This is a genomic window from Aurantiacibacter zhengii, assembly GCF_003584125.1.
Taxonomy (GTDB): domain Bacteria; phylum Pseudomonadota; class Alphaproteobacteria; order Sphingomonadales; family Sphingomonadaceae; genus Alteraurantiacibacter; species Alteraurantiacibacter zhengii.
This window is the reverse complement of record NZ_QXFL01000001.1, coordinates 437,830-459,131: the sequence shown is the minus strand read 5'-3', so window position 1 is coordinate 459,131 and position 21,302 is coordinate 437,830. Positions and strand designations below refer to the sequence as shown.

23 protein-coding genes are annotated in these 21,302 nt (G+C 63.7%); 10 read left to right on the top strand and 13 right to left on the bottom strand.

What is annotated here, in order from left to right:
* Positions 1-33: 33 nt before the first annotated feature.
* The 3 genes from pyrF to purB all read right to left on the bottom strand — a co-directional run bounded on the left by pyrF (position 34) and on the right by purB (position 2,565).
* Complete coding sequence (pyrF, locus tag D2V07_RS02300; RefSeq protein ID WP_119584378.1) at positions 34-708, bottom strand: orotidine-5'-phosphate decarboxylase; 675 nt, start codon at positions 706-708, stop codon at positions 34-36.
* The gene (locus D2V07_RS02295; RefSeq protein ID WP_119584377.1) at positions 705-1,175 is read right to left on the bottom strand and encodes a LapA family protein; all 471 of its coding nucleotides are present in this window, start codon (positions 1,173-1,175) and stop codon (positions 705-707) included. Before D2V07_RS02295 ends, pyrF begins: the two co-directional genes overlap by 4 nt.
* Positions 1,176-1,251: 76 nt before the next feature.
* Positions 1,252-2,565, bottom strand: a complete 1,314-nt coding sequence (gene purB, locus D2V07_RS02290) for an adenylosuccinate lyase (RefSeq protein ID WP_119584376.1) — start codon at positions 2,563-2,565, stop codon at positions 1,252-1,254.
* Between the two features lie 163 nt (positions 2,566-2,728).
* On the opposite strand from purB, the gene D2V07_RS02285 reads away from it, so the two are divergent.
* The gene (locus tag D2V07_RS02285) at positions 2,729-5,521 is read left to right on the top strand and encodes a transglutaminase domain-containing protein (RefSeq protein ID WP_119584375.1); all 2,793 of its coding nucleotides are present in this window, start codon (positions 2,729-2,731) and stop codon (positions 5,519-5,521) included.
* A gap of 3 nt (positions 5,522-5,524) precedes the next feature.
* On the opposite strand, the gene radC is transcribed toward D2V07_RS02285, so the two are convergent.
* Complete coding sequence (gene radC, locus D2V07_RS02280; protein WP_119584856.1) at positions 5,525-6,223, bottom strand: RadC family protein; 699 nt, start codon at positions 6,221-6,223, stop codon at positions 5,525-5,527.
* A gap of 146 nt (positions 6,224-6,369) precedes the next feature.
* On the opposite strand from radC, the gene D2V07_RS02275 reads away from it, so the two are divergent.
* The 3 genes from D2V07_RS02275 to D2V07_RS02265 are packed head-to-tail and all read left to right on the top strand — an operon-like array spanning position 6,370 to position 10,248.
* On the top strand, positions 6,370-9,591 hold the full coding sequence (locus D2V07_RS02275) for an intermembrane phospholipid transport protein YdbH family protein (protein ID WP_158586749.1): 3,222 nt from the start codon (positions 6,370-6,372) through the stop codon (positions 9,589-9,591).
* Positions 9,592-9,638: 47 nt separating this feature from the next.
* Positions 9,639-9,833, top strand: a complete 195-nt coding sequence (locus D2V07_RS02270; protein ID WP_119584373.1) for a YnbE family lipoprotein — start codon at positions 9,639-9,641, stop codon at positions 9,831-9,833.
* Between the two features lie 31 nt (positions 9,834-9,864).
* Positions 9,865-10,248 (top strand): YdbL family protein, encoded by a 384-nt coding sequence (locus tag D2V07_RS02265; RefSeq protein ID WP_407641577.1) that lies wholly within the window; start codon positions 9,865-9,867, stop codon positions 10,246-10,248.
* A gap of 24 nt (positions 10,249-10,272) precedes the next feature.
* On the opposite strand, the gene D2V07_RS02260 is transcribed toward D2V07_RS02265, so the two are convergent.
* Entirely contained in the window at positions 10,273-11,013 is a 741-nt protein-coding gene (locus tag D2V07_RS02260) for a DUF2306 domain-containing protein (protein WP_119584371.1), read from the bottom strand.
* Positions 11,014-11,254: 241 nt separating this feature from the next.
* Between D2V07_RS02260 and D2V07_RS02255 the strand changes: the two genes are divergently transcribed.
* From D2V07_RS02255 to D2V07_RS02235, 5 genes are all read left to right on the top strand, one after another.
* On the top strand, positions 11,255-11,578 hold the full coding sequence (locus D2V07_RS02255; protein WP_119584370.1) for an AtpZ/AtpI family protein: 324 nt from the start codon (positions 11,255-11,257) through the stop codon (positions 11,576-11,578).
* Between the two features lie 31 nt (positions 11,579-11,609).
* Complete coding sequence (locus D2V07_RS02250) at positions 11,610-12,395, top strand: F0F1 ATP synthase subunit A (protein WP_267899732.1); 786 nt, start codon at positions 11,610-11,612, stop codon at positions 12,393-12,395.
* Positions 12,396-12,441: 46 nt separating this feature from the next.
* Complete coding sequence (locus D2V07_RS02245; RefSeq protein ID WP_057884388.1) at positions 12,442-12,669, top strand: F0F1 ATP synthase subunit C; 228 nt, start codon at positions 12,442-12,444, stop codon at positions 12,667-12,669.
* A gap of 86 nt (positions 12,670-12,755) precedes the next feature.
* Positions 12,756-13,250 (top strand): F0F1 ATP synthase subunit B family protein, encoded by a 495-nt coding sequence (locus tag D2V07_RS02240; RefSeq protein ID WP_119584369.1) that lies wholly within the window; start codon positions 12,756-12,758, stop codon positions 13,248-13,250.
* Positions 13,243-13,839, top strand: coding sequence for a F0F1 ATP synthase subunit B family protein (locus D2V07_RS02235; protein ID WP_119584368.1), 597 nt, complete (start codon positions 13,243-13,245; stop codon positions 13,837-13,839). The genes D2V07_RS02240 and D2V07_RS02235 overlap by 8 nt, the downstream gene beginning before the upstream one ends.
* Before the next feature lie 72 nt (positions 13,840-13,911).
* Here D2V07_RS02235 and D2V07_RS02230 read toward each other — a convergent pair whose 3' ends face one another.
* From D2V07_RS02230 to rpsA, 3 genes are all read right to left on the bottom strand, one after another.
* Positions 13,912-14,427: a GrpB family protein gene (locus D2V07_RS02230; RefSeq protein WP_119584367.1), complete on the bottom strand. Its 516-nt coding sequence runs from the start codon at positions 14,425-14,427 to the stop codon at positions 13,912-13,914.
* Positions 14,424-15,182, bottom strand: a complete 759-nt coding sequence (gene gloB, locus D2V07_RS02225; RefSeq protein ID WP_119584852.1) for a hydroxyacylglutathione hydrolase — start codon at positions 15,180-15,182, stop codon at positions 14,424-14,426. Before gloB ends, D2V07_RS02230 begins: the two co-directional genes overlap by 4 nt.
* Before the next feature lie 95 nt (positions 15,183-15,277).
* Complete coding sequence (gene rpsA / locus D2V07_RS02220) at positions 15,278-16,981, bottom strand: 30S ribosomal protein S1 (RefSeq protein WP_119584366.1); 1,704 nt, start codon at positions 16,979-16,981, stop codon at positions 15,278-15,280.
* 468 nt (positions 16,982-17,449) lie between these two features.
* Here rpsA and D2V07_RS02215 point away from each other — a divergent pair, with 468 nt between their 5' ends.
* Entirely contained in the window at positions 17,450-17,956 is a 507-nt protein-coding gene (locus D2V07_RS02215) for an Mpo1 family 2-hydroxy fatty acid dioxygenase (RefSeq protein ID WP_119584365.1), read from the top strand.
* On the opposite strand, the gene D2V07_RS02210 is transcribed toward D2V07_RS02215, so the two are convergent.
* Genes D2V07_RS02210 through aroA form a run of 5 tightly spaced genes read right to left on the bottom strand, consistent with a single transcriptional unit; the run spans position 17,953 to position 21,301 of the window.
* Positions 17,953-18,558 carry a DUF2238 domain-containing protein gene (locus tag D2V07_RS02210; protein WP_233548203.1) on the bottom strand — a complete coding sequence of 202 codons (606 nt, stop codon included), beginning with the start codon at positions 18,556-18,558 and terminating at the stop codon, positions 17,953-17,955. The two genes, D2V07_RS02215 and D2V07_RS02210, sit on opposite strands and share 4 nt — an antisense overlap.
* On the bottom strand, positions 18,555-19,190 hold the full coding sequence (locus D2V07_RS02205) for a (d)CMP kinase (RefSeq protein WP_119584364.1): 636 nt from the start codon (positions 19,188-19,190) through the stop codon (positions 18,555-18,557). Before D2V07_RS02205 ends, D2V07_RS02210 begins: the two co-directional genes overlap by 4 nt.
* Positions 19,187-19,465, bottom strand: coding sequence for a CBU_0592 family membrane protein (locus D2V07_RS02200; RefSeq protein WP_119584363.1), 279 nt, complete (start codon positions 19,463-19,465; stop codon positions 19,187-19,189). The genes D2V07_RS02205 and D2V07_RS02200 overlap by 4 nt, the downstream gene beginning before the upstream one ends.
* Positions 19,466-19,477: 12 nt before the next feature.
* The gene (locus D2V07_RS02195) at positions 19,478-19,930 is read right to left on the bottom strand and encodes a DUF411 domain-containing protein (RefSeq protein ID WP_233548202.1); all 453 of its coding nucleotides are present in this window, start codon (positions 19,928-19,930) and stop codon (positions 19,478-19,480) included.
* 27 nt (positions 19,931-19,957) lie between these two features.
* Positions 19,958-21,301 (bottom strand): 3-phosphoshikimate 1-carboxyvinyltransferase, encoded by a 1,344-nt coding sequence (gene aroA, locus D2V07_RS02190; RefSeq protein ID WP_119584362.1) that lies wholly within the window; start codon positions 21,299-21,301, stop codon positions 19,958-19,960.
* Position 21,302 lies beyond the last annotated feature (1 nt).

Here is a 21,302-nt window from a genome sequence, read left to right as displayed (position 1 = left end):
TTAAGCCGACGCTGCCGAATGCAGAAAAATTTTCTACAGCGTCGCCTCAATCTCGCGGGCGGCCTGAAGCGGATCGTCCGCGCGGCTGATGGGGCGGCCGATGACAAGCACCGAGGCCCCATCGTCGCGCGCCTGCCGCGGCGTCACTACGCGCTTCTGGTCCCCGGTGGCCTTTCCGCCGGGACGCAGGCCGGGAACGACGAAGAAGCCGTCCTTCCACTGCTTGTGGACCGCCTTCACTTCCTGTCCCGAACACACGATACCGTCGAGGCCGCTGTCCTTCGCCAGCTCGGCCAGCCGCATCACATGATCGTGCGGCGTGCCGCCGACGCCGGTACGCTCGAGATCGCGCTCGTCCAGGCTGGTGAGCATTGTGACGGCCACGACCTTGGTGTTCTCTCCGGCCGCAGCTTTCGCATCCTCCATCATCGCGCGTCCGCCACTGGCATGCACGGTCATAATGGCTGGCTCCACCACATGCAGCGATTGCATGGCGCCTGCGACCGTGTTGGGAATGTCGTGCAGTTTCAGGTCGAGGAAGATCGGCAAGCCCAGGTGCGCGATCTCGTGCACGCCGTGGGTGCCGTGCGCGCAGAAGAATTCCAGACCCAGCTTGACCCCGCCGATATGGCCCCTGACTTTCTCCACCAGCGCTTTCGCCGCATCCAGTTGCGGCACGTCAAGCGCGAGATAGACAGGGTTGCTCATGGCTTGCTGCCGCTGTCGTTATCGCGGTGAGTGCCATCGCCGATGTCGTCTCCGAACAGCGGGGCGGACCGGGTTTCGTCGCCGCGCTGCGCCGTCGTTTCGGCGTTGTCATCCACGGGTTCGGTTGGCTTGAGCGGTGTATCGGGATCGGAGCGCGCGTCGGGCTGCGTGCGCACGGGTTCTTCCTCGACATCCTGCCTGGCCGCGACTGGCGTGGTGGATGCCGTGCGCGCGGCATTCTCCAGGCTCGCGATCTTGCGCCGCATCTTCCACTTGCTGGCGCGGTGATAAAGCCACATCGGCACAAAGCCGATTGCGAACGACACGATCACGATTGCCGGGATCTTGGTGTCGACCACGATGCCATCCCAGATGGTCACGGTTACCGTTGGATCCCAGTTGGCGATGGAAAACAGCAGCAGGCCTACCAGCAGCAGTACCCAGATGACGGTGCGAACGATCTGCATTCGTTTCTTTCCTGTCCCGTTAGCGATTTGGATGAGATGCTAGGCCAGCGTTCCCGCAATGGGAAGGGTGGTGCGGCTACCCTGCAAAAACGCGGTCGAAGATCGTGTCCACGTGCTTGAAGTGGTAATCGAGGTTGAACTTCTCCTCGAGCTCGCTCTCCGATAGCGCGGCAGTCACTTCCGCGTCGGCCTTGAGCAGGTCGAGCAGCGACATCTGGCCATCCGATTCCCACACCTTCATCGCGTTGCGCTGCACCAGCCGGTAGGCGTTGTCGCGCGTGATGCCGGCCTGCGTCAGCGCCAGCAGGACGCGCTGCGAGTGGACAAGGCCGCCCATCTTGTCGAGGTTCTTCTGCATCCGCTCGGGGTAAACGAGCAGCTTGTCCACGACGCCGGTCAGGCGGGCGAGGGCGAAGTCCAGCGTGATGGTGGCGTCGGGGCCGATAAAGCGCTCGACGGAAGAGTGCGAAATGTCGCGCTCGTGCCACAGGGCCACGTTTTCCAGCGCGGGAATGGCATAGCCGCGGATCATGCGCGCCTGGCCGGTCAGGTTCTCGGTCAGGATCGGGTTGCGCTTGTGTGGCATCGCGCTCGAACCCTTTTGGCCGGGGGAAAAATATTCCTCCGCTTCCAGCACTTCGGTGCGCTGCAGGTGCCGGACTTCCACCGCCAGCCGCTCCATCGAGGAGGCGATGACGGCCAGCACGCTGAAATACATCGCGTGACGGTCACGCGGGATTACCTGTGTGGAAACAGGCTCTACCGTCAGGCCGAGCTGTTCGGCGACGTATTCCTCGACGCTGGGGTCGATATTGGCAAAGGTGCCTACCGCGCCGCTGATGGCGCAGGTGGCGATTTCCTTCCGCGCGGCCTGCAGGCGATCGCGGCAGCGGTCGAACTCGGCATATGCCTGCGCCAGCTTGAGGCCGAACGTCGTAGGCTCTGCATGGATGCCGTGGCTGCGACCGATGGTGGCGGTGTACTTATGCTCCTGCGCGCGGCGTTTCAGCGCGTCCAGCAGGGCATCGAGGTCTTCCAGCAGGATATCGGTGGCGCGCGCCAACTGGACCGCCAGCGTCGTGTCGAGCACGTCCGAACTTGTCATGCCCTGGTGCATGAAGCGCGCTTCCGGGCCAACCTCGTCCGCCACCCAGTCGAGGAAGGCGATCACGTCGTGCTTCAGCACACGCTCTTTCTCGTCGATGGCGGCGACGTCGATCTTCGGGTTCGTTGCCCACCAGTCCCACAAGGCCTTGGCCCCGCTTTCGGGCACCACGCCCAGCTCGGCCAGCTTCTGCGTAGCGTGGGCTTCGATCAGGAACCAGATCTCGTACTTGGTTTCCGGTTCCCAGATGGCTGTCATGGCGGGGCGGGCGTAACGGGGGACCATCGTGAACTCCGGATGATATCTGGGTGGCAAAGTCGCTGCGCGGCTAGGCCGTGTGTCCGAAAATGGCAAGGCGCGCGATTGCCGACGTTGCTTTCATGCCGGGTTCGTGGTGTGATTACAGGCAGATCGCAACATCGGCAGGTGCGGCAAACAGGGGAATTTCATGTACCGTTCTATCGTCGCCCTTCCGCTGGTGTCCATTGTCATGAGCGCGCCCGCCCATGCAGGAGAGGAACCGCTGTACCAGCCGGCCCCTGCCTGGGTCGAAGAAGCGGACATCGACGCTGCCATTGCCCAGGATGGCCCCGCCACCCTGCTGTTCGACTGGCAGCACCGGCTGGAGGACGGGGTCGCGTGGGCCTACGTCGACTGGGCGCAGCGGATCGACAATCCCCAGTCGCTGATGCAATCCAACACGCAAACGCTGGAATGGCTGCCGGACAAGGGTGACCTGATCGTCCACAGCATGGAGATCTACCGCGATGGAGAGGTGATCGACCTGCTCGAACGCGGCGTGACCTTCGATGTCCTGCGGCGCGAACAGGGGCTGGAAGACCGTCTGCTGGATGGCAGCCTGACCGCTACCGTATCCGTGCCGGGTCTGCGCGAGGGTGACGTGCTGCGCATTGCCCACACGGTGTCCACCTCCGACCAGGCGCTGGGCGACGAAGTGCAGGCTACCCAGTACCTCCCCAGCGAGCCGTGGCAGGTGGGCACCGCGCGCGCCGTGCTGAGCTGGCCAGCGGATGAGGAAATCTACTGGGACGTGGAAGAGCGTGTGGAACTGGCGGAGCCGGAACTGCGTGACGGGTATCAGTACATCACCGTGGACCTGCCGCTGGCGGAGCCGGATCCGACGCCGATGGATGCTCCGCGACGGTTTCATCGTCCCACGGTTTTGCGGGCAGGCAGCTTTGCCGACTGGAATGAGGTTTCAGCCGTGATGGCCCCCCATTTCGATGCCGCTGCCGATGTGGGCGCGGATTCCGACGTAGCCGGCCTGGCACGCGGCATCATGGGCAAGACGGACGATCCGCTGGACCGCGCCGCGCGCGCAGTGCGGCTGGTACAGGACGAGGTGAGCTATCTGCTCAACGGCCTGGATGGCGGCAACTACCTGCCACAATCCGCCAATGAGACCTGGGAGGTGCGCTACGGCGACTGCAAGGCGAAAACGGTCCTGCTGCTGGCGCTGCTGCGTGAAATGGACATAGAGGCGGAACCCGTTCTGGTCAGTTCGCGCATGGGCGATGCGGTGCCCGAACTGTTGCCGCTGCCCGCCGCGTTCGATCATGTGATCGTCCACGCCGTTATCGATGGCACCGACTACTGGCTGGACGGGACCAGCGCCGCCACGCGGCTGGCGACCCTTTCCGACGTGCCGCCGTTTCACTACGCTCTGCCGCTGCGCGAAGGCGGTGCAGACCTGATACCGATGACGCAGCGCGATCTCGCCATGCCGCAGATGCGGGCGAACGTGACGATGGATCACTCCGCCGGGATAGACTTTCCCGCGCTGGTTACAATGGACATCCAGTTCGTTGGACCAACCGCCGCCCAGATGCAGGCCGTGGTCGATGCGAACAACCCGGCCATGCTGCAATCGATGGCGCGTAACTTTTCCGGCGGAAGCGACTTGGCGATGCAAGTCAGTTCGCTGGACATTGCCTACGACGATGAAGAAGCCGTCGCCAGCCTGCAGGTGCGCGGCGTGGCACAGGCGCAATTCGAATGGGTGGACGGAAGGCTGCGATCGAACATCGATGCCGGTGAGGACGTCAGCGAATTCAACCCCAACCGTGCCCGCCCGGCGTGGCGCGACATTCCCGTAGCGACCCCTGGCCCCATGCGGCAGGCATTCGGCATGCGTATGCGCCTGCCCGAGGGCGGCGATGGCTTCACGCTTGAAGGGGAGCCGGAAATCGAACTGGGCTATGGCAACACGCGCATAACCCGCACCGCCAGCATCGACGGCGACGAACTGCTGGCAACCGGAGAGACCTTCGGGCTGCTTGGCGAGATCGCTCCTGACGACCTCCCGGACGCGCGCCGCGCCGCCCGGCAGATCAGCAGCCATTCCCTGCAACTGGTTCCGCCCGAAAGCGTGACCTGGCGCTGGGAGCTTTCCGACGCGCAGCGCGCCGAACGCGCCGCACCCCTGCTGGAGGCATACGAAAAGGCAATCGAATTTGCCGACGAGGACGATTTCCAGCCACTGATCGCGCGCGCCATGTTCCTGCAGTCGATCTATGATTTCGACGCGGCATTGGCCGACTTCGATGTGCTGGCCGAGGAACAGCCGTCGTCATGGGCATTCAGCAGCCGATCATGGCTGCACCGCGCGCTGGGCGACGAGAAGGCGATGCTGTCGGACATGCAGGCCGCATACGAACTCGACCTCGACAACGGGCTGGCGCGCGAAGTGGCGCAGATGCTCGCCTACGATGGCCGGTATGATGAGGCGCGCGACCTGATGAACTCGCTGGCAGTGACCGATGACGACATGGTCTGGCACCTGTCCATGATGGCCACCATCGCCGCTGCCGAAGGCAAGCTGGAAGATGCGCAGGACTTTATGGCCGATGCGGTGGCGCAAGCGCCCCAAAGTGCCGATGCGCTCAATTCCGATTGCTGGTTCCGCGGGTTGTGGAACGTTGGACTGGAGGATGCGCTGGACGTGTGCACGCGCTCTATCGAGCGTGCGAGCAACGCTGCCGCCGCGCTGGATAGCCGGGCGCTGATCCGCTTCCGCCAGGGTGACTACGAAGGCGCGATTGCCGATCTGGACGGGGCGCTGGCGATATCGCCCGGCCTTTCCGAATCGCACTACCTGCGCGCCATGGCCAAGATGCACGCGGATGTTGATGGAGCCCAGGAAGACCTGACCATCGCCCTTCGCATGGCGCCGCACCTGGAGGCATTCTATACCCGGCACGGGATAACCGCGCCGCAATAGGGATCAGATCAGCCCCTTGGCGCGCATGGAAACGTGCCCCTCGCGCCCCACGATCACGTGGTCGTGCACTGTCAGTCCCAGCGGTCTGCCCGCATCGGCAATACGCCGGGTGATCTGGATATCGGCCCGGCTCGGCTCCGGATTGCCGCTGGGGTGGTTGTGCACCAGGATCATGGCCGATGCGCCCAGGTCGAGCCCGCGCTTGATGACCTCGCGCGGATGGATCGCCGCCTCATCCACCGTGCCATCGCCAAAGTGGTGGTCCAGCAGCAGGCGGTTGCGCGCATTGAGATAGAGCACGCGCACGCGTTCCGTGGTCAGGTGCGCCATGTCGATGGCGAGGTAATCCAGCAGTGCCTGCCAGCTTCCCAGCACAGGCGTATCCTGCACCTGGCTACGCGCCATGCGCCGGGCCACCAGTGCGGCGATCTTGATCTGGCCGACACTGGCGTCGCTCACCCCCTTCACCTGTTTCAGGGCGGCAGCTTCTGCGTTCAGCACGCCTGCAAGGGTGCCAAAACGTGCGAGCAATGCCTTTGCCTGCGGCTTGGTATCGCCCCGCGCAAGCGCGCCGAACAGCAGGTATTCCAGCACCTCATAGTCGGCCAGCGCCTCCGCACCGCCGCCCAGCAATCGCTCCCGCAACCGGGCGCGATGGCCCGCGGCAGATGATTTTGCTGAATTTTGAATATCCTGCGACACGAAAGGCTTTCACTCCCTTACGCGGTGCATTGCCTTTGTCGCCGCTCTCGCGCAAGTGTGGCGGTGCAATGTCGCAGCCCCCGCAAGAGACCGGAAACGATCGCCCACGGGGGCGCAAGCGGCGCGCCTTGCGGGCGGGTTTCCGCGTGACGATCGTCACCTTGCTGGTCGCCGCAGTGCTGGGTTGGTTGCAGCGCGAGGAAATCGCCGACGATTTCATTGCCGATACGTTTGCCGACCAGGGCGTGCCCGCCATCTACGACATCGTGCAAATCTCCCCGCGCAAGCAGGTGTTCGCCAATATCGTGATCGGCGATCCCGAACTGCCGGACCTGACTGTTGAGCGCGTCGAGGTGCTGATCACCCCCAGGCTGGGATTGCCGGACATCACCGAAGTCCGCCTGATCCGTCCGCGCCTGTTCGGCACTTTGCAGAATGGGCGGGTGAGTTTCGGGGCGCTTGACCCGTTCATTTATGGCGGCGAGGACGGTCCTTTCGAATTTCCCAGCTTGCGTCTGGCAATCGACGACGGGCGTGCCCTGCTGGACAGCGAATATGGCCGGGTCGGGCTGAAACTTTCGGGCAGCGGCCATCTGCGGGGCGGTTTCACTGGTGAACTGGCGGCGGTAGCGCCCTCGCTCGCCTCGGGCGACTGTGCGGCGCAGGACGTGACGCTCTATGGACGGGTGGCAATCGATGCCGAACGGCCCGTGCTGCGCGGTCCCTTGCGCATTGCTGCGCTGGATTGCGAGAGTAGCGGGCTGGAACTGCGCGATGCCAGCGTGAACTTGAACCTGAAAGCCGAACGCAACCTTGTCGACTTCGCCAGCGATATAGCTTTCGATGTCGATTCGGTCGCCCTTGCCGATATTCGCGCGGGCCTTCGCGGTGACGGTCGCTTCATCTGGCGCGATGGCGACCTTAACGTTCGCTACGATCTTGCCGCCGTCGATGCCGACACGCCTTTCGCTGCCTTCGGCGACCTGGCTGTCGAAGGCAGGGTGAGGGCGCTGGAAAACTTCGGCCAGCTCGAAGTGGAAGGCGAAATCGCAGGCGAAGACGTTCGCATGGGGCCCGATATCGATGGCGCCATAGCCGCCGCTGCCGAGGCGACCGGCGGAACCTTGCTCCAGCCCTTGCTCAATCGCATCGGCCTGAACCTGGCGCGGGATCTGCGCGGCAGCCAGTTGCAAGCCAGCTTTACCGCGCGGCAGCGCGATGGGCGATCCACCATCTCCATACCGGAGGCTCGCCTGCGCGGCGGCAGTGGTGAAACCCTGCTCGCGCTTTCACGCGGGCAAGTGGACATGGGGGAGGGCGGACTGCCGCTCTTTTCGGGCAATTTCCAGACAGGCGGAGCGGGACTGCCCCGTATCTCGGGACGCATGGAGCAAACGCCCGGCGGCGCGCTGGAACTGCGCATGGCAATGCGGGAATACACGGCGGGCAACGCATCCCTTGCCCTGTCCGACGTGCGCCTGTTGCAAGGGCGCGGCGGAGAGATTGCCGTGAATGGCCGCGCCTACGCCGACGGAGCTATACCGGGCGGCATGGTATCCGGGCTCGAGCTACCGCTTGATGCCATCATGGCAGCCAATGGCAGCTTCAGCATGTGGCGCGGCTGCCGCGACGTGCGGTTCGACCGGCTGACGATTGCCAACCTTCAACTCGGGCGCGAATCGCTGACGCTGTGCCCGCCCTCCGGCAAGCCGATCCTGCGCTATGGCACCGGCGGTCTGCAATTTGCCGCGGGCGCCAACGCGCTCGATCTGACAGGACGACTGGCCGAAACACCAATCTCCGTGCGCTCGGGTCCGGTTGGTGTTGCCTGGCCAGGCACCCTTGCGGCGAGCGATCTCGACATCCGTCTCGGTCCGGCGGACAGTGGGCAGCGCTTTACCATCACCGATCTTCGCGCAAACCTCTCCGCAGACACCATCGTCGGTGCTTTCCAGGGGGCCGACGTGTTCCTCGCCTCCGTGCCGCTCGATATATTCGACGCTGCGGGCAGCTGGCGCTATGACGACAATCGCCTGACGATAACCGATGCCGCGCTGCGGGTTGAGGACCGTCAGGAGAACAACCGGTTCGAGCCGCTGATCGCCCGCGATGCCAGCCTTTGGCTGTTCGACAACCGTATCACCGCCGATGCCATATTGCGCGAGCCGGTGCTGGACCGCGAAATCACGCAGGTGCAAATCGTCCACGATCTGGCGACCGGCACCGGCCATGCGGATCTGAACGTCGACAACCTCGTGTTCGACGATTCGCTGCAGCCTGCTCCTACCTACAGCCAATGTCTGGAGGAGGCAGGCACGCAGCAGCGCCCGCGTGGCCTCACCTGCCTGGCGCTGGGCGTTGTTAGCGACGTACAGGGCAGTGTCCGGGGCACCGGCAGGATCGACTGGAACGCGGACGCCGTTACCTCCAGCGGAAGTTTCACCACCGACGGTATCGATCTCGCGGCGGCATTCGGCCCGGTTTATGGCGCGCGAGGTACGATCCGGTTCACCGACCTGCTCGCCCTCACGACGGCGCCGAACCAGCGCATCACCATCGACCGGGTCAATCCCGGGATCGAAGTCTACGACGGCGTCGTCACATTCCAGCTGAGCAACGGGGAACTTCTGCAGCTGCAGGGCGGTACCTGGCCGTTCATGGGCGGAACGCTGACGATGCGCCCGGTCGATATCCGCTTCGGGGTGGAGGAAGTGCGCAGCTACGTGCTGGTGATAGAGGGGCTGGAAGCCTCGCAATTCGTGCAGCAGATGGAACTGGGCAACCTTGCCGCCACCGGCGTGTTCGACGGGGTGGTGCCGATCATCTTCGACGAAAACGGTAACGGCAGGCTGGAAAATGGCGTGCTGACATCGCGCCCGCCGGGCGGGAACGTCGCCTATATCGGCGAACTAACCTACGAAGATATGGGGTTCTTCGCCAATTACGCCTTCAGCGCACTGCGCGATCTCAGTTATGATGAGATGCAGATCCTGATGGACGGTCCGCTTACCGGCGAACTGGTGACGCGGGTGCGATTCGAGGGCATCGGGCAGGGCGAGACCGCGAAGAGCAACCTGATCACCCGTGCCATCGACGACCTGCCCATCGAACTGCGCATCAATATCCGCGCTCCGTTCTACCAACTGATTACGTCGCTGCGCAGCCTCTACGATCCGTCGGCCGTGCGCGATCCCCGTAGCCTTGGCCTGATCAACGACGATGGCGTGCGACTGCAGGAATCGGTGGACCAGCAAGCCGTAGACGAACGTGATGCCGCCGAAGCCGCGGAAGACGAGCGTCGCCTGCGCGAAGCTCTCGAAAACGATGAAACCGATATTCAGCCCCAGGAAAGCGAGCCTGTGCCATGACCATGCCGAAATTGACGAATTCCGACTGTGCTGTGCATAGTCCCTCCATGAAAGGGGCAGGGCACAGGCTGGTCGCAGTGGTGGCGATGGCGGCAACGATCTCGCTCGGTGGGTGCATCACGTTGGAAGCACCTGACGAGCCGATCGTGATCGAACTGAACATCAACATTACGCAGGAAGTGATCTACCGCCTGGCAGACGATGCCGAGCAGACAATAGAAGACAATTCCTCGATCTTCTGATCGGGGCATCCCGCAGGGAGCGACGAAAATGATGATTGGGAAGACACTCTTGAAGATCGCCGGGGCAACCGCGATGCTGGGCATGCTCGCGTCCCCCGCCGCCGCGCAGCGCGACCCGGCCTACCAGGCGGCCCGCGAAAGCGGCCAGGTTGGCGAGAAGATGGACGGCTATCTCGGTATCGTGGGCGCTGCCTCGCCTGCCTTGCAGGCCATGGTCAACGACATCAACAATCGCCGCCGCGCGGTTTATGCCGAGCAGGCGCAGGCGAACAACGCCACGCTGGAGGAATATGCCTTTACCGCGGGCTGCCTCGCCATCTCGCGTACCTCGCCCGGCGAAATGTACCAGGCGCCCGACGGCACGTGGCAGCAGCGCGGAAACGGTCCGCCCCGGCGTGATCCGCGCTGCCCCTGACACCTTCGAGACTCTGAATGGGGCCTATTGTGCCAGCACCAGCGCAGGCTCCAGCACGCGCACGATCGCGCGCTGCAATGCTACTCCGGGTTCGGTGAGAGCCAGTCCAAGCATAGCAATTTCGAATGACAGCGCGACCGCCAGGCCGATCTTGTAGGTACGGTGCACCTTGCCGGTGATGGCCTTGTCTCCGACAGCAGCCGCGACGATGAACAGGTTGGTGGCAAGGATCCCGAGCACCGTAACGGTGTCGGAAAATCCGAAGTTCACCATGAAGATGCGGAAGATCGCAGCGCCGCTGCCGGTAGCGGCCGCAATTACGATCAGCCGGCGATGCTCCGAAGGCCTGTTCCGCCGCAGCAAAGCCAGCACGTAATAGGCGCCGAACAGCAAGAGGCCCGAAAGTATCGCAAGGCTGAAGCTTGCCCAGAAAGGCTCGCTGCCGCCGAGACCTGCGCGCATCCGCACGCCCAGCACCAGCATGCCCGAACCAACCATCACGATGACAAGCGCGATGCTTGCATAGCCCAGCAACCGATGGAGTTTCATCGAACGGGCCATCGCCAGCGAAGCCTGTACGAAAAGCAGTGCGTACCACGCGAGGAAGCTGACCCCGTGAACATGGACGGCCAGCGACAATTCTTGTGCCGGACCTGCTGCAATCCAGGGGCCGATATAGGTGTAGAAGAAACCCCAATAGACGCAGCCCGAGATAAATACCGCCAGTGCGAAATGGAGCCATCGCTCTCTGGCAATTCTGGTCATGCGTGCTTCCCCCAAAGCCTGGTCGATATGCTATCACTCTATGAGAGAGGAGCAAGACGCACTGTTGGCCAGTGAAGCATGGGGCGCCGCTTCCTCGCCGCGACCATGCTGCAATCGCGAAGATATCGGCAAAACCGACCCCTCCACCGGTTGACTCGACCATACCCCCCCATCTAAGGGGGCGGCGCCCTCGGCGGGTAGCGCGTTGCGCGTGTCATTTCCTTCACCTACAGGAGGCGGCATGAGTGACGACAAACCTGCACGGGAACCCAACGGCGAAGATGCGCGGATCGATGCGCTCGAAGGGCGGTTGAAAGCCGCACGCGAGCGAGAAGAGAAGCGCAACGCGCCGCAGGTCAAAGGCTCCGATGCCAGCTACAGGGCTGGTAACAAGGTGCTGGCAGACCTGTTAGGTGGGATTCTCGGTGGAGCGGTCGTCGGTTATGCCATCGGATGGCTTACCGACACCAATCCCTGGGCTCTGTTGATCGGCCTTTTCCTCGGGATCGTGGTCGCCTTCAGGAACATCATCCGGTCTTCCAGCCAGCCGCCTTCGGGCGACTGAACGGACTAGAAACGCAAGGGTTTACAGAGACGTGGCAGCCGAAACCGCCAAGGTTGATCCGATGCACCAGTTCACCATCGAGCCGCTGCTCGGTGCGAACATGGATGTGGCCGGATTCAATATCGCCTTCACGAATTCCGCCTTGTGGATGCTGATCACGGCCGTCGTGCTGTGGGTCTTCATGCTGGGCGGCATGAAGCGCGAGCTGGTGCCCGGTCGCTGGCAGATGACGGTGGAAACCTTCACCGGCTTCATCGACGACATGCTGGAAGCCAACGTCGGCAAGGAAGGGCGCAAGTACGTGCCCTATATCTTCAGCCTCTTCATGTTCATCCTGTTCGCGAACCTTCTCGGCCTGCTCCCGCTGGGTATCGTGGGTCTGCACCCGTTCACCTTCACCAGCCACTTCACCGTCACAGGCGTGCTGGCGATCCTTTCCTTCTCGATCGTGCTGATCGTGGGTTTCTGGAAGCATGGCTTCCACTTCTTCAGCCTGTTCGTGCCCCACGGCACGCCGCTGCCGATGATCCCGATCATCTTCCCGATCGAGCTTATCTCGTTCCTCGTGCGCCCCTTCAGCCTCGGCCTGCGACTGTTCGTCGCCATGATGGCCGGTCACGTGCTGCTGGAAGTGCTGTCCAGCTTCGTGATCGACGGCTGGAACGCCGGCGCCGGTTTCGGGCTTCTGGTTGGTGTTCCCAGCTTCCTGCTGATGATCGGCATCTGCGCGCTGGAACTTCTGGTTGCCGCAATCCAGGCATACGTTTTTGCACTTCTCTCGTCGCTCTACATCAACGACGCCGAGAACCTGCACTAATCTCGCAATCACTCTAAGTAACGAATTCTCTTGAAAGGATAATCTCATGGATATGGAAGCTGCCAAGCTGATCGGTGCCGGTCTTGCTGCAATCGGTGCCGGTATGGCCGCCATCGGTGTGGGTAACGTGTTCGGTTCGTTCCTCGAATCCGCCCTGCGCAACCCCGGTGCCGCTGACGGCCAGCAGGGTCGCCTGTTCATCGGCTTCGCCGCTGCCGAACTTCTCGGCCTGCTGGCGTTCGTCGTGGCGATGATCCTGATCTTCGTCGCCTGATCGACTTCGATCATCGGCTGGCCGGGTGTAGTTGCGCCCGGCTGGCCTGTAATTTGTAATCTCGCGCAGATAGGCGGAATCCGTCCATGCCCCAGATAGCCCAATTGGCCGAAACCTATGCCAGCCAGATCTTCTGGCTGCTGGTGATCTTCGGCTTCGTCTATTTCGTCGTCGGCCGCGGCATGGTGCCCAAGGTGATGGACACCGTGGGCCTGCGCGACAAGCAGATTGCCGACGATCTTTCCGCTGCCCAGGCAGCCCGCGATGCGGCGGACGAGGCCGAGGAAGCCTGGCGCAAGCGTGAGAACGCCAACCGCGAGGCAGCGCAGGCGCTGGTGAGCAAAGCCAAGGGCAAGGCCCAGGTTTCAACCGAAGGCAAGCTGGCCGAAGTGCAAGCTCGCATCGATGCTCAGCTGGCCGACGCCGAAGCCCGTATCGAGGAAAGCCGTGCAGCGGCTGCGGCGGAGATCGAAAGCGTTGCGGCAGAGGCTGCGCAGGACATCACCGCTCGCCTTGCCAACGTGACCGTGACCGAGACTGAAGCCCGCTCGGCAGTGCAGAAGGCGATGGCCCATGGGTAATGCGACCACTATCCCTGAGACGACCGAGCAGATGCCCGAAGTTTTCTCCACGCAAGAGGCGATGATCGAGGTTTCGGACGAACACGGCGCTGCGACCCATGCCGAGCCCGAACTGCTGGGTCTGGTACCCTTTCAGTGGGTCTCGATCGCGATGGCCGTGCTGCTGCTGATCGCCTTTGCCGGCGCCAAGGTGCACAAGTCGATCACCGGCGGTCTGGACGCCAAGATCAAGGCCATTCGCGACAATCTGGATGAAGCCAAGCAGCTTCGCGCCGAAGCCGAGGGCCTGCGCGAGAAATACGCCGCCAAGATCGCTGGTGCCGAGAAGGACGCTGAAGCCATGCTCGACAATGCCCGCCGCGAGGCCGACGGCATTGTCGCAAAGGCCGAGGAAGACACCGCCGCGATGATCGCACGCCGCGAACGCATGGCGCAGGACAAGATCGCTGCCGCAGAACGGCAGGCCCTTGCTGACCTGCGTGCCAAGGCCGCCGACGCCTCCACCGCAGCTTCCGCGCAGCTGATCCGCGCCAAGCATAACGCCGCTGCCGACAAGGCGCTGGCCGACGAGGTAATCGCGGGGCTCTGAGCCTGCGCAAGTCAACCGACAGCTACAGAATAAGAAAACGCCGCGCCTTCACGGGTTGCGGCGTTTTTACGTTCAGCGTCTTCTCAACGCCTCACGTTCGCACCGATCAATGAAACTGGCCTTAGCGCGTTGGTAATCGTCGCGCGTCACCGCTTCGCCAGTGACAATCGCGCTCTTCAGCGCTGCGTATTGCGCCGCAGTCGATGGGTCTGTGCGTAACAGGTCGCGAAAGGCCAAGTGGCGCGTGATGTGCGGCGAACCCTCCTGGTAGCCATGCAGGTGATGCGTGCTTTCTCCACCGGTGCCCCGCTTCACGAAGTACTGCCGCCCCGCGATGCCGTATTCGCCGCGTGCTTCGTAGCCGAGCCTGGCCAATGTCGGCGCGCGCTTTTCTATCGCTTCGGGACTGCGAAAAACGAACAGCATGTCGATCAGCGGTTTGGCAAGCAGGCCGGGTACGCTGGTACTGCCGATGTGATGAATTGCCAGCAGTGCCTCGCCAAGGGCGCCTCGAACCAGGCACGCTTCCCGTTCGAACTGCAACTTCCACTCTGCGTCATAGGGAAGAAGAGTGACGGCGCCGGTCAAAAGTTGTCTTTCGCCTCTCGCAAGGTGGCAAACGTCTCGTGCGGGGCGTCACCACCCCACCGTGCCTGCATGTCCGGATCGTCGGCGCGCAGGAAGGGATTGGTCTTCAACTCGCGCGCGAGCGGGAAAGGAACGGTGGGTTTGTCTGCCGCCCGCTTCTCGTCAATCTCCCTCGCATAATCCTTCAATGCCTTGTTCTCCGGATCGGCATGCAGGGCGAACTTCGCATTGGCCTGCGTGTATTCGTGCGCGCAGTAAAGGGTCGTGTCGCTCGGCAGTCGCCTGATGCGCGAGAGGCTGTCCCAGAACTGCGGAGCCGTGCCTTCGAACATGCGGCCGCAGCCCAGCGCGAACACGCTGTCACCCACGAAGGCCATGCCGCTGTCAGGCAGGTGATAGGCGATGTGACCCATGGTGTGACCGCTTACGTCGATCACCCAGGCGCTGTGCTCGCCCAGTTTCACGAAATCTCCGTCGCGCACGGTACGGTCGACAGCCGGGATTTTCTCAGCATCGACCAAGGGAGCGATCACGGTGCACCCCGTGGCCGCCTTGATCGCCTCGTTCCCTCCGGCGTGGTCCGGATGCCAGTGGGTGTTCCAGATCTGCGTAATGGTCCAGCCCATGGCTTTCGCCTCGCGCAGGTACGCCTCGCCATCGGGCGTATCGATGCAGGCGGTCTCTCCGCTGACAGGATCGTGCAGCAGGAAGCCGTAGTTGTCGGACAGGCAGGGGAACTGGTGAACCTTGAGCATGGGCGCCATTCTACACGACCACCAGATGTAGGAAAGGCCCGCCCAGATCGCTCCGGACGGGCCTTTTCCAAATTCCCTCGCAGGGAACGAAGAGCTTAGTCGTTCTTCTTCAGGGCTTCGCCCAGGATGTCGCCCAGCGAGGCGCCGGAGTCGGCGGAGCCGAACTGTGCCACGGCTTCCTTCTCTTCGGCGATCTGGTAGGCCTTGATCGAGAAGTTCGGCTTCTTCGAACGGTCGAAGCCGGTGACCATGGCATCCACCTTCTGGCCGGTCTGGAAACGGTCGGGACGCTGTTCGTCACGGTCGCGGCCCAGGTCCGAACGCTTGATGAAGCCGGTTGCGCCGTCGTCGCCAACCTGAACTTCGAGGCCGCCATCGCGGACTTCCAGCACGGTAACGGTGACGACTTCGCCGCGACGCAGCGAACCAGCGCCAGCAGCGCCTTCAGCCGAGGGAGCACCCTTTTCAAGCTGCTTCATGCCGAGGCTGATGCGTTCCTTGTCGACGTCGACATCGAGAACCACGGCTTCGACTTCCTCGCCCTTGCGGTGCAGGGCCAGCGCGTCTTCACCCGAGATGCCCCAGGCGATGTCGGACATGTGAACCATGCCGTCCACGTCGCCGGGCAGGCCGATGAACAGGCCGAACTCGGTAGCGTTCTTGACTTCGCCCTGGACGGTGGAGCCGACCGGGAACTTCTCTGCGAAGTCGTCCCACGGGTTCGACTGGGCCTGCTTGAGGCCGAGCGAAATGCGACGCTTCTCGGAATCCACTTCCAGCACCATGACTTCCACTTCCTGCGAGGTGGAGACGATCTTGCCGGGGTGCACGTTCTTCTTGGTCCAGGACATTTCGGAAACGTGGACCAGGCCTTCGATGCCAGGCTCCAGTTCCACGAACGCACCGTATTCGGTGATGTTGGTGACCTGGCCGGTAACCTTCGCGCCCACCGGGTACTTGGCGCCGACGCCTTCCCAGGGATCGCTTTCCAGCTGCTTCATGCCCAGCGAGATGCGCTGCGTATCGGCATTGATGCGGATGATCTGCACGGTCACGGTCTGGCCGATCTCGATCACTTCGCTGGGGTGATTGACGCGCTTGTAGCTCATGTCGGTCACGTGCAGCAGGCCGTCGATACCGCCCAGGTCCACGAAGGCACCGTAGTCGGTGATGTTCTTCACCACGCCATCGGTGATTTCGCCTTCGGCCAGCTTGTCGATCAGTTCGCTGCGCTGTTCCGCGCGGGTTTCTTCCAGCACGGCACGGCGCGAGACGACGATGTTGCCGCGGCGACGGTCCATCTTCAGGATCTGGAAGGGCTGCGGCACGTCCATCAGCGGGGTCACGTCACGCACGGGGCGGATGTCGACCTGGCTGCCGGGCAGGAAGGCCACGGCGCCGTCGAGGTCGACGGTGAAGCCGCCCTTCACACGGCCGAAGATACGGCCTTCCACGCGCTTGCCTTCGCCGAACTCGCTTTCCAGCTTGTCCCAGGCAGCTTCGCGGCGGGCGCGGTCGCGGCTCAGCATGGCTTCGCCGTCGGCATTTTCGACGCGGTCGACGAAGACTTCGACTTCGCTGCCGACGCTCAGGCCGTGCTCGCCATCGACGCGGCTGAATTCCTTGAGGTTGACGCGGCCTTCGCTCTTCAGACCAACGTCGATAACGGCCATGCCGTTTTCGATTGCGGTAACGGTGCCCTTGACGACGCGGCCTTCGAAGCCGCCCTCGGCGCCGCCGAGCTGTTCATCAAGGAGAGCCGCGAAATCGTCGCGGCTGGGATTGGCAGATGTTGCCATGTTTCTAAGTTCCTACTTCACGTTTTTTCCGGCCACCCGGTTGATCCGGGGGTCTTGTCTCCGCGCCTCGCGGGATTGCGAGAGGCGGGCAAAAGGGCCGAACTGCCCATGCGGCCGGATGCCGACACGGGCGCTCTTCGAATGGCATGAGAGCGGGCGTGAAATGCAGCAGGCAAAGGCGTCGTTGCGCCCCGGTGGAAAGCCGACCATGCTGGTTTGCACGCTCGCGGACATGTGATCCGTCCGTCGAACGAGCGGGCGCCTATGCGAAAATGCGCAGTTTGGCAAGGTTAAAGCGACTCCGCGAGGGGGCAGGGAAGCGCTAACCTGGAACACCTGGAACACTGTTCTGAAGGGGAAAACCTTACCGGCCATCCCGGCCAATCCATTCCCTGCATATCGCCAGTCGGTTTGCGTGGGTCGTCATACCCATTTTGTGCCGTTTGAAATCCGGTGTAGGGAAGGGGGATGACACCCGACAATTCCCTCGCCCGGCAACTCGCGAAATACCGCGATTATCACCATGACCATCGCAATGTGCTGACGCACGTGGTGGGCATTCCGCTGATCGTCTTGTCGATCATGACGCTGCTTGCCCGGCCCGCGGTGGAAATCGCCGTATCGGGATGGGCGGACATTACCCTGACGCCGGCGATCCTCCTCTCTGCCCTGGCTGCCGTGTTCTACCTGCGCCTGAACCTTGCCATCGGCGCGTTGATGGCGCTGTTGCTCGCGGTTTTCGTCGCCGTGGGCCATGCCGTCGCCTGGATGTCGCAGGCTGCATGGCTGGGCGGAGGCATCGGGCTGTTCGTCGTGGGGTGGATATTCCAGTTGGTGGGTCATAAGTTCGAAGGGCGCAAACCGGCCTTCGTAGACGATCTGCGCAGCTTCCTTGTCGGCCCGCTGTTCCTGGTGGTGGAGGGGCTTTTCGCGCTGGGCCTGATGAGCGACCTGCGACGCGAGGTCGAAGGCTAGAGCCGCGACAATTGCCGGTCATGCAGGGGCGAGAGGGCCAGTAGGGCCAGAGCCGCGCCGATCAGGCACATCAGCATGTCCCACTGCGTATCCCACGGGTCGCCCTGCGTACCCAGAAACTCCTCCGCGCCCTGGCCCAGCGCCATGGCGGCACCGAATTCGATCAGTTCGTAACTGGCGCTGACGGCAAGGCAGCATGCCAGCAGCAAGACGGTCAGCAGCAATCCGGGACGCAGCACGGATAGACGCAGCAACATCTCGCGAAACACGATGGCGGGCACGAAGCCCTGCATGAGATGGCCGAACCGGTCATACGGATTGCGCGCGAGACCCAGCCATTCCTGCACTTCGAAACCGATGGGCACGCGGGCATAGGTGTAGGCGCCGCCCAGCATCAGCACGATGCCGTGAAGGCCGGTCAGCACCAGTGCCAGCGGCGTTAGCGGGAATGCCTTTCGCGTCAGCCACAGGACCGGCAAGGCGATCAGGACTGGCGCCACCTCCATCAGCCATGTCGCGCGGTCGAAAGGGGCCCAGCCGGACCATGCCAGCATCACCGCCCAGATTGCCGACAGCAAGGCCAGGGCGCGCGTGTAGTTCAAGGGCAGGGCTTCTGCCCGGTCGCTTCCAGCACTGCATCGATTGCAGCGGCAATGCTGGCGTCCTTGTCCAGCGCGGTGGTGTCGAGCACGAAGGCGTCGTCCGGCACGACGAGCGGAGCCGTTGCGCGGGTGCGGTCGCGCTCGTCGCGGCGGCGCAGGTCGTCCTCGATCTCCAGCAGGGTGTGGCTCTCGCCCCGGTCGCGCATTTCCTGCCAGCGCCGCTGCGCGCGCGCTTCCACGCTGGCGGTGACGAACAGCTTCACATCGGCATTTGGCGCAATGACCGTGCCGATATCGCGACCGTCCAGCACTGCGCCGCCGGGCTGGCCGGCAAAGGCCTGCTGCCGTTCCAGCAAAGCCTTGCGCACGCCGGGATGGACCGAGACACGGCTGGCCAGACCACCGGTCGCCTCGCTGCGCAGTTCGGGGTGGCCCAGCAATTCGTCGGCGAAGCGCGTCGCAGCCAGCGCCTCTGCCGGATCGTCCGGATCACCATCGTAGAGCGAGACCTGATAACCCACGGCGCGATAAAGCAGGCCGGTATCGAGATGCGGCAGACCGAAATGCCGTGCCAGCGCCTTCGCAATGGTGCCCTTGCCGGAAGCAGTGGGTCCGTCGACCGCGATGATCATGCCTCACGCGCTCCTTCTTCGGTGCGCCTGCGTCCGCGCAGTGCCTTGGTCAGGCCCCAGATGGCGATGGCGGCCCAGAACCCTTCAAGGATCAGGCTGGGCCAGTTGGTGTGCACCAGCAGCGACGTAAAAAGCAGCGCCGCGCCGATAAGGTTCGTGCCGTGGAGCAGCCACGGGTTCGGCTTGTCGACCGCCGTCAGGTAGAAGTAGGCGCCGATGATACAGGCAGTGCCGATGAAGCCGATGAAGGCGAATATGTCGAGATCCGGACCCATGCGAAGTTCAGATCACTCGTAGCTTGCGAAGATGGACAGGCCCGCATCGCCGAACGCGATCACCTGATAGGGCTGCGTGCGGTCACCCATCTCCATGCCGGGTGAACCGACGGGCATTCCCGGCACGGCAAGACCGCGCACACCCTCGGGCCGCTCTGCCAGCAGGCGTTCGATATCGGCGGCGGGCACGTGGCCCTCGATCACGTAGACATCGACGATCATGGTGTGACAGGAGCGAAGCCGGGCGGGCACGCCGTGTTCGTCCTTCACTGCCAGCATGTCGGTGCTCTGGGTTACGGCGACCTCGGTATCCATGCCTTCGCGAACGTGGTCGGCCCAGTGGTCGCAGCAGCCGCAGTTCGGGTCCTTGAACATCGTATACGTTGCGGCCTGGGCAGCGCCGGAGCAGGCAGCCAGCGCGAGCAGCGCAGGTGCCACGAAGCGGCGGAAGGATCGGGTGGTCATGAGCTGTAGTCTCCGGTTCGGCACAGCCTAGCTGGTGCCTGACGCCGAGGCCAGCAAGGTCTCGAATGTGGGAAAGCTGGTGGCGATGGGCGCGGTGTCGTCCACCGTCACGCCATTGTGGCTGGCGAGCCCTGCCACCGCCATGGCCATGGCGATGCGGTGGTCGAGGTGCGTCGTGACCTCTGCGTCTTCGGGCGTGCCGGGCAGCGGATCGCCACCGGTGCCGTGAATGACAAGGCCATCCTCGCGCTCTTCCACCCGCGCGCCCGCCAGCGTCAGGGCCTCGGCCATGGCGGTGATGCGGTCGGATTCCTTGACGCGCAGTTCTTCAAGGCCGGTGGTGGTGGTCGTGCCCTGCGCGAACGAGGCGGCGACGAACAGTACGGGAAATTCGTCCACCATGGCTGGCACGACGGCAGGGTCCACCTCTACGCCGCTCAGCGCCGAATGCCGCACGCGCAGGTCCGCCACCGGCTCCCCGCCGATTTCGCGCCGATCCAGTTCCTCGATGTTACCGCCCATGTCGCGCAGCACGTCGAACAGCGCGGCGCGGGTCGGATTGAGGCCCACGTTCTCGATCACGAGGTCGCTGCCCGGCACCAGCAGCGCCGCCACGACGAAGAAGGCGGCAGAGGACGGATCGCCGGGCACGACGATACCCTGCGGCTTCAGTTCGGCTTCGCCCTGAATGGCAATCACCCGCTCCCCGTTCTCCTCGCTCACCTCCAGCGAGGCGCCGAAACCGCGCAGCATCCGCTCGGAATGGTCGCGGGTGGGCACCGGCTCGATCACCGTGGTGGTCCCGGCGGTGTTCAGGCCAGCGAGCAGCACGGCGCTTTTCACCTGCGCTGAGGCCACAGGAAGGCGATAGGTGATCGGCACCGCCGGAGAGATGCCGCGCAGCATCAGCGGCAGGCGCCCACCGGGACTTGCCTCGAACGAGGCGCCCATTTGCGAGAGCGGCTCGATCACGCGGCCCATCGGGCGTTTCGACAGGCTGGCATCACCAGTGAACATCGCGGTGATCGGGTGGCTGGCGACCAGCCCCATCAGCAGCCGCGTGCTGGTGCCCGAATTGCCCATGTCCAGCGCCTGCTGCGGTTGCAGCAGCGAACCGACACCCACGCCGTTGATCCGCCAGGTGCCATCCTCGCCGCGCTCCACCTGGGCGCCCATTGCCCGCATGGCGGCGGCGGTGGCCAGCACATCCTCGCCTTCCAACAGGCCCGTGACCCGCGTCTCGCCCACGGCCAGCGCGCCCAGCATGATGGAGCGGTGGCTGATCGATTTGTCGCCCGGCACGCGGATACGACCGGTCAGCGGGCCGGGCCTCTCGAAACGTTTGGGGGAGGGCGGGTTGGAATGACTCAAG

Excerpts from the sequence above, each read along its gene's own strand:
- pyrF (WP_119584378.1), bottom strand. The coding sequence starts at position 708 with ATGAGCAACCCTGTCTATCTCGCGCTTGACGTGCCGCAACTGGATGCG.
- D2V07_RS02295 (WP_119584377.1), bottom strand. The coding sequence starts at position 1,175 with ATGCAGATCGTTCGCACCGTCATCTGGGTACTGCTGCTGGTAGGCCTG.
- purB (WP_119584376.1), bottom strand. The coding sequence starts at position 2,565 with ATGGTCCCCCGTTACGCCCGCCCCGCCATGACAGCCATCTGGGAACCG.
- D2V07_RS02285 (WP_119584375.1), top strand. The coding sequence starts at position 2,729 with ATGTACCGTTCTATCGTCGCCCTTCCGCTGGTGTCCATTGTCATGAGC.
- D2V07_RS02270 (WP_119584373.1), top strand. The coding sequence starts at position 9,639 with ATGAAAGGGGCAGGGCACAGGCTGGTCGCAGTGGTGGCGATGGCGGCA.
- D2V07_RS02265 (WP_407641577.1), top strand. The coding sequence starts at position 9,865 with ATGATTGGGAAGACACTCTTGAAGATCGCCGGGGCAACCGCGATGCTG.
- D2V07_RS02260 (WP_119584371.1), bottom strand. The coding sequence starts at position 11,013 with ATGACCAGAATTGCCAGAGAGCGATGGCTCCATTTCGCACTGGCGGTA.
- D2V07_RS02255 (WP_119584370.1), top strand. The coding sequence starts at position 11,255 with ATGAGTGACGACAAACCTGCACGGGAACCCAACGGCGAAGATGCGCGG.
- D2V07_RS02245 (WP_057884388.1), top strand. The coding sequence starts at position 12,442 with ATGGATATGGAAGCTGCCAAGCTGATCGGTGCCGGTCTTGCTGCAATC.
- D2V07_RS02240 (WP_119584369.1), top strand. The coding sequence starts at position 12,756 with ATGCCCCAGATAGCCCAATTGGCCGAAACCTATGCCAGCCAGATCTTC.
- D2V07_RS02235 (WP_119584368.1), top strand. The coding sequence starts at position 13,243 with ATGGGTAATGCGACCACTATCCCTGAGACGACCGAGCAGATGCCCGAA.
- gloB (WP_119584852.1), bottom strand. The coding sequence starts at position 15,182 with ATGCTCAAGGTTCACCAGTTCCCCTGCCTGTCCGACAACTACGGCTTC.
- rpsA (WP_119584366.1), bottom strand. The coding sequence starts at position 16,981 with ATGGCAACATCTGCCAATCCCAGCCGCGACGATTTCGCGGCTCTCCTT.
- D2V07_RS02215 (WP_119584365.1), top strand. The coding sequence starts at position 17,450 with ATGACACCCGACAATTCCCTCGCCCGGCAACTCGCGAAATACCGCGAT.
- D2V07_RS02205 (WP_119584364.1), bottom strand. The coding sequence starts at position 19,190 with ATGATCATCGCGGTCGACGGACCCACTGCTTCCGGCAAGGGCACCATT.
- D2V07_RS02200 (WP_119584363.1), bottom strand. The coding sequence starts at position 19,465 with ATGGGTCCGGATCTCGACATATTCGCCTTCATCGGCTTCATCGGCACT.
- D2V07_RS02195 (WP_233548202.1), bottom strand. The coding sequence starts at position 19,930 with ATGACCACCCGATCCTTCCGCCGCTTCGTGGCACCTGCGCTGCTCGCG.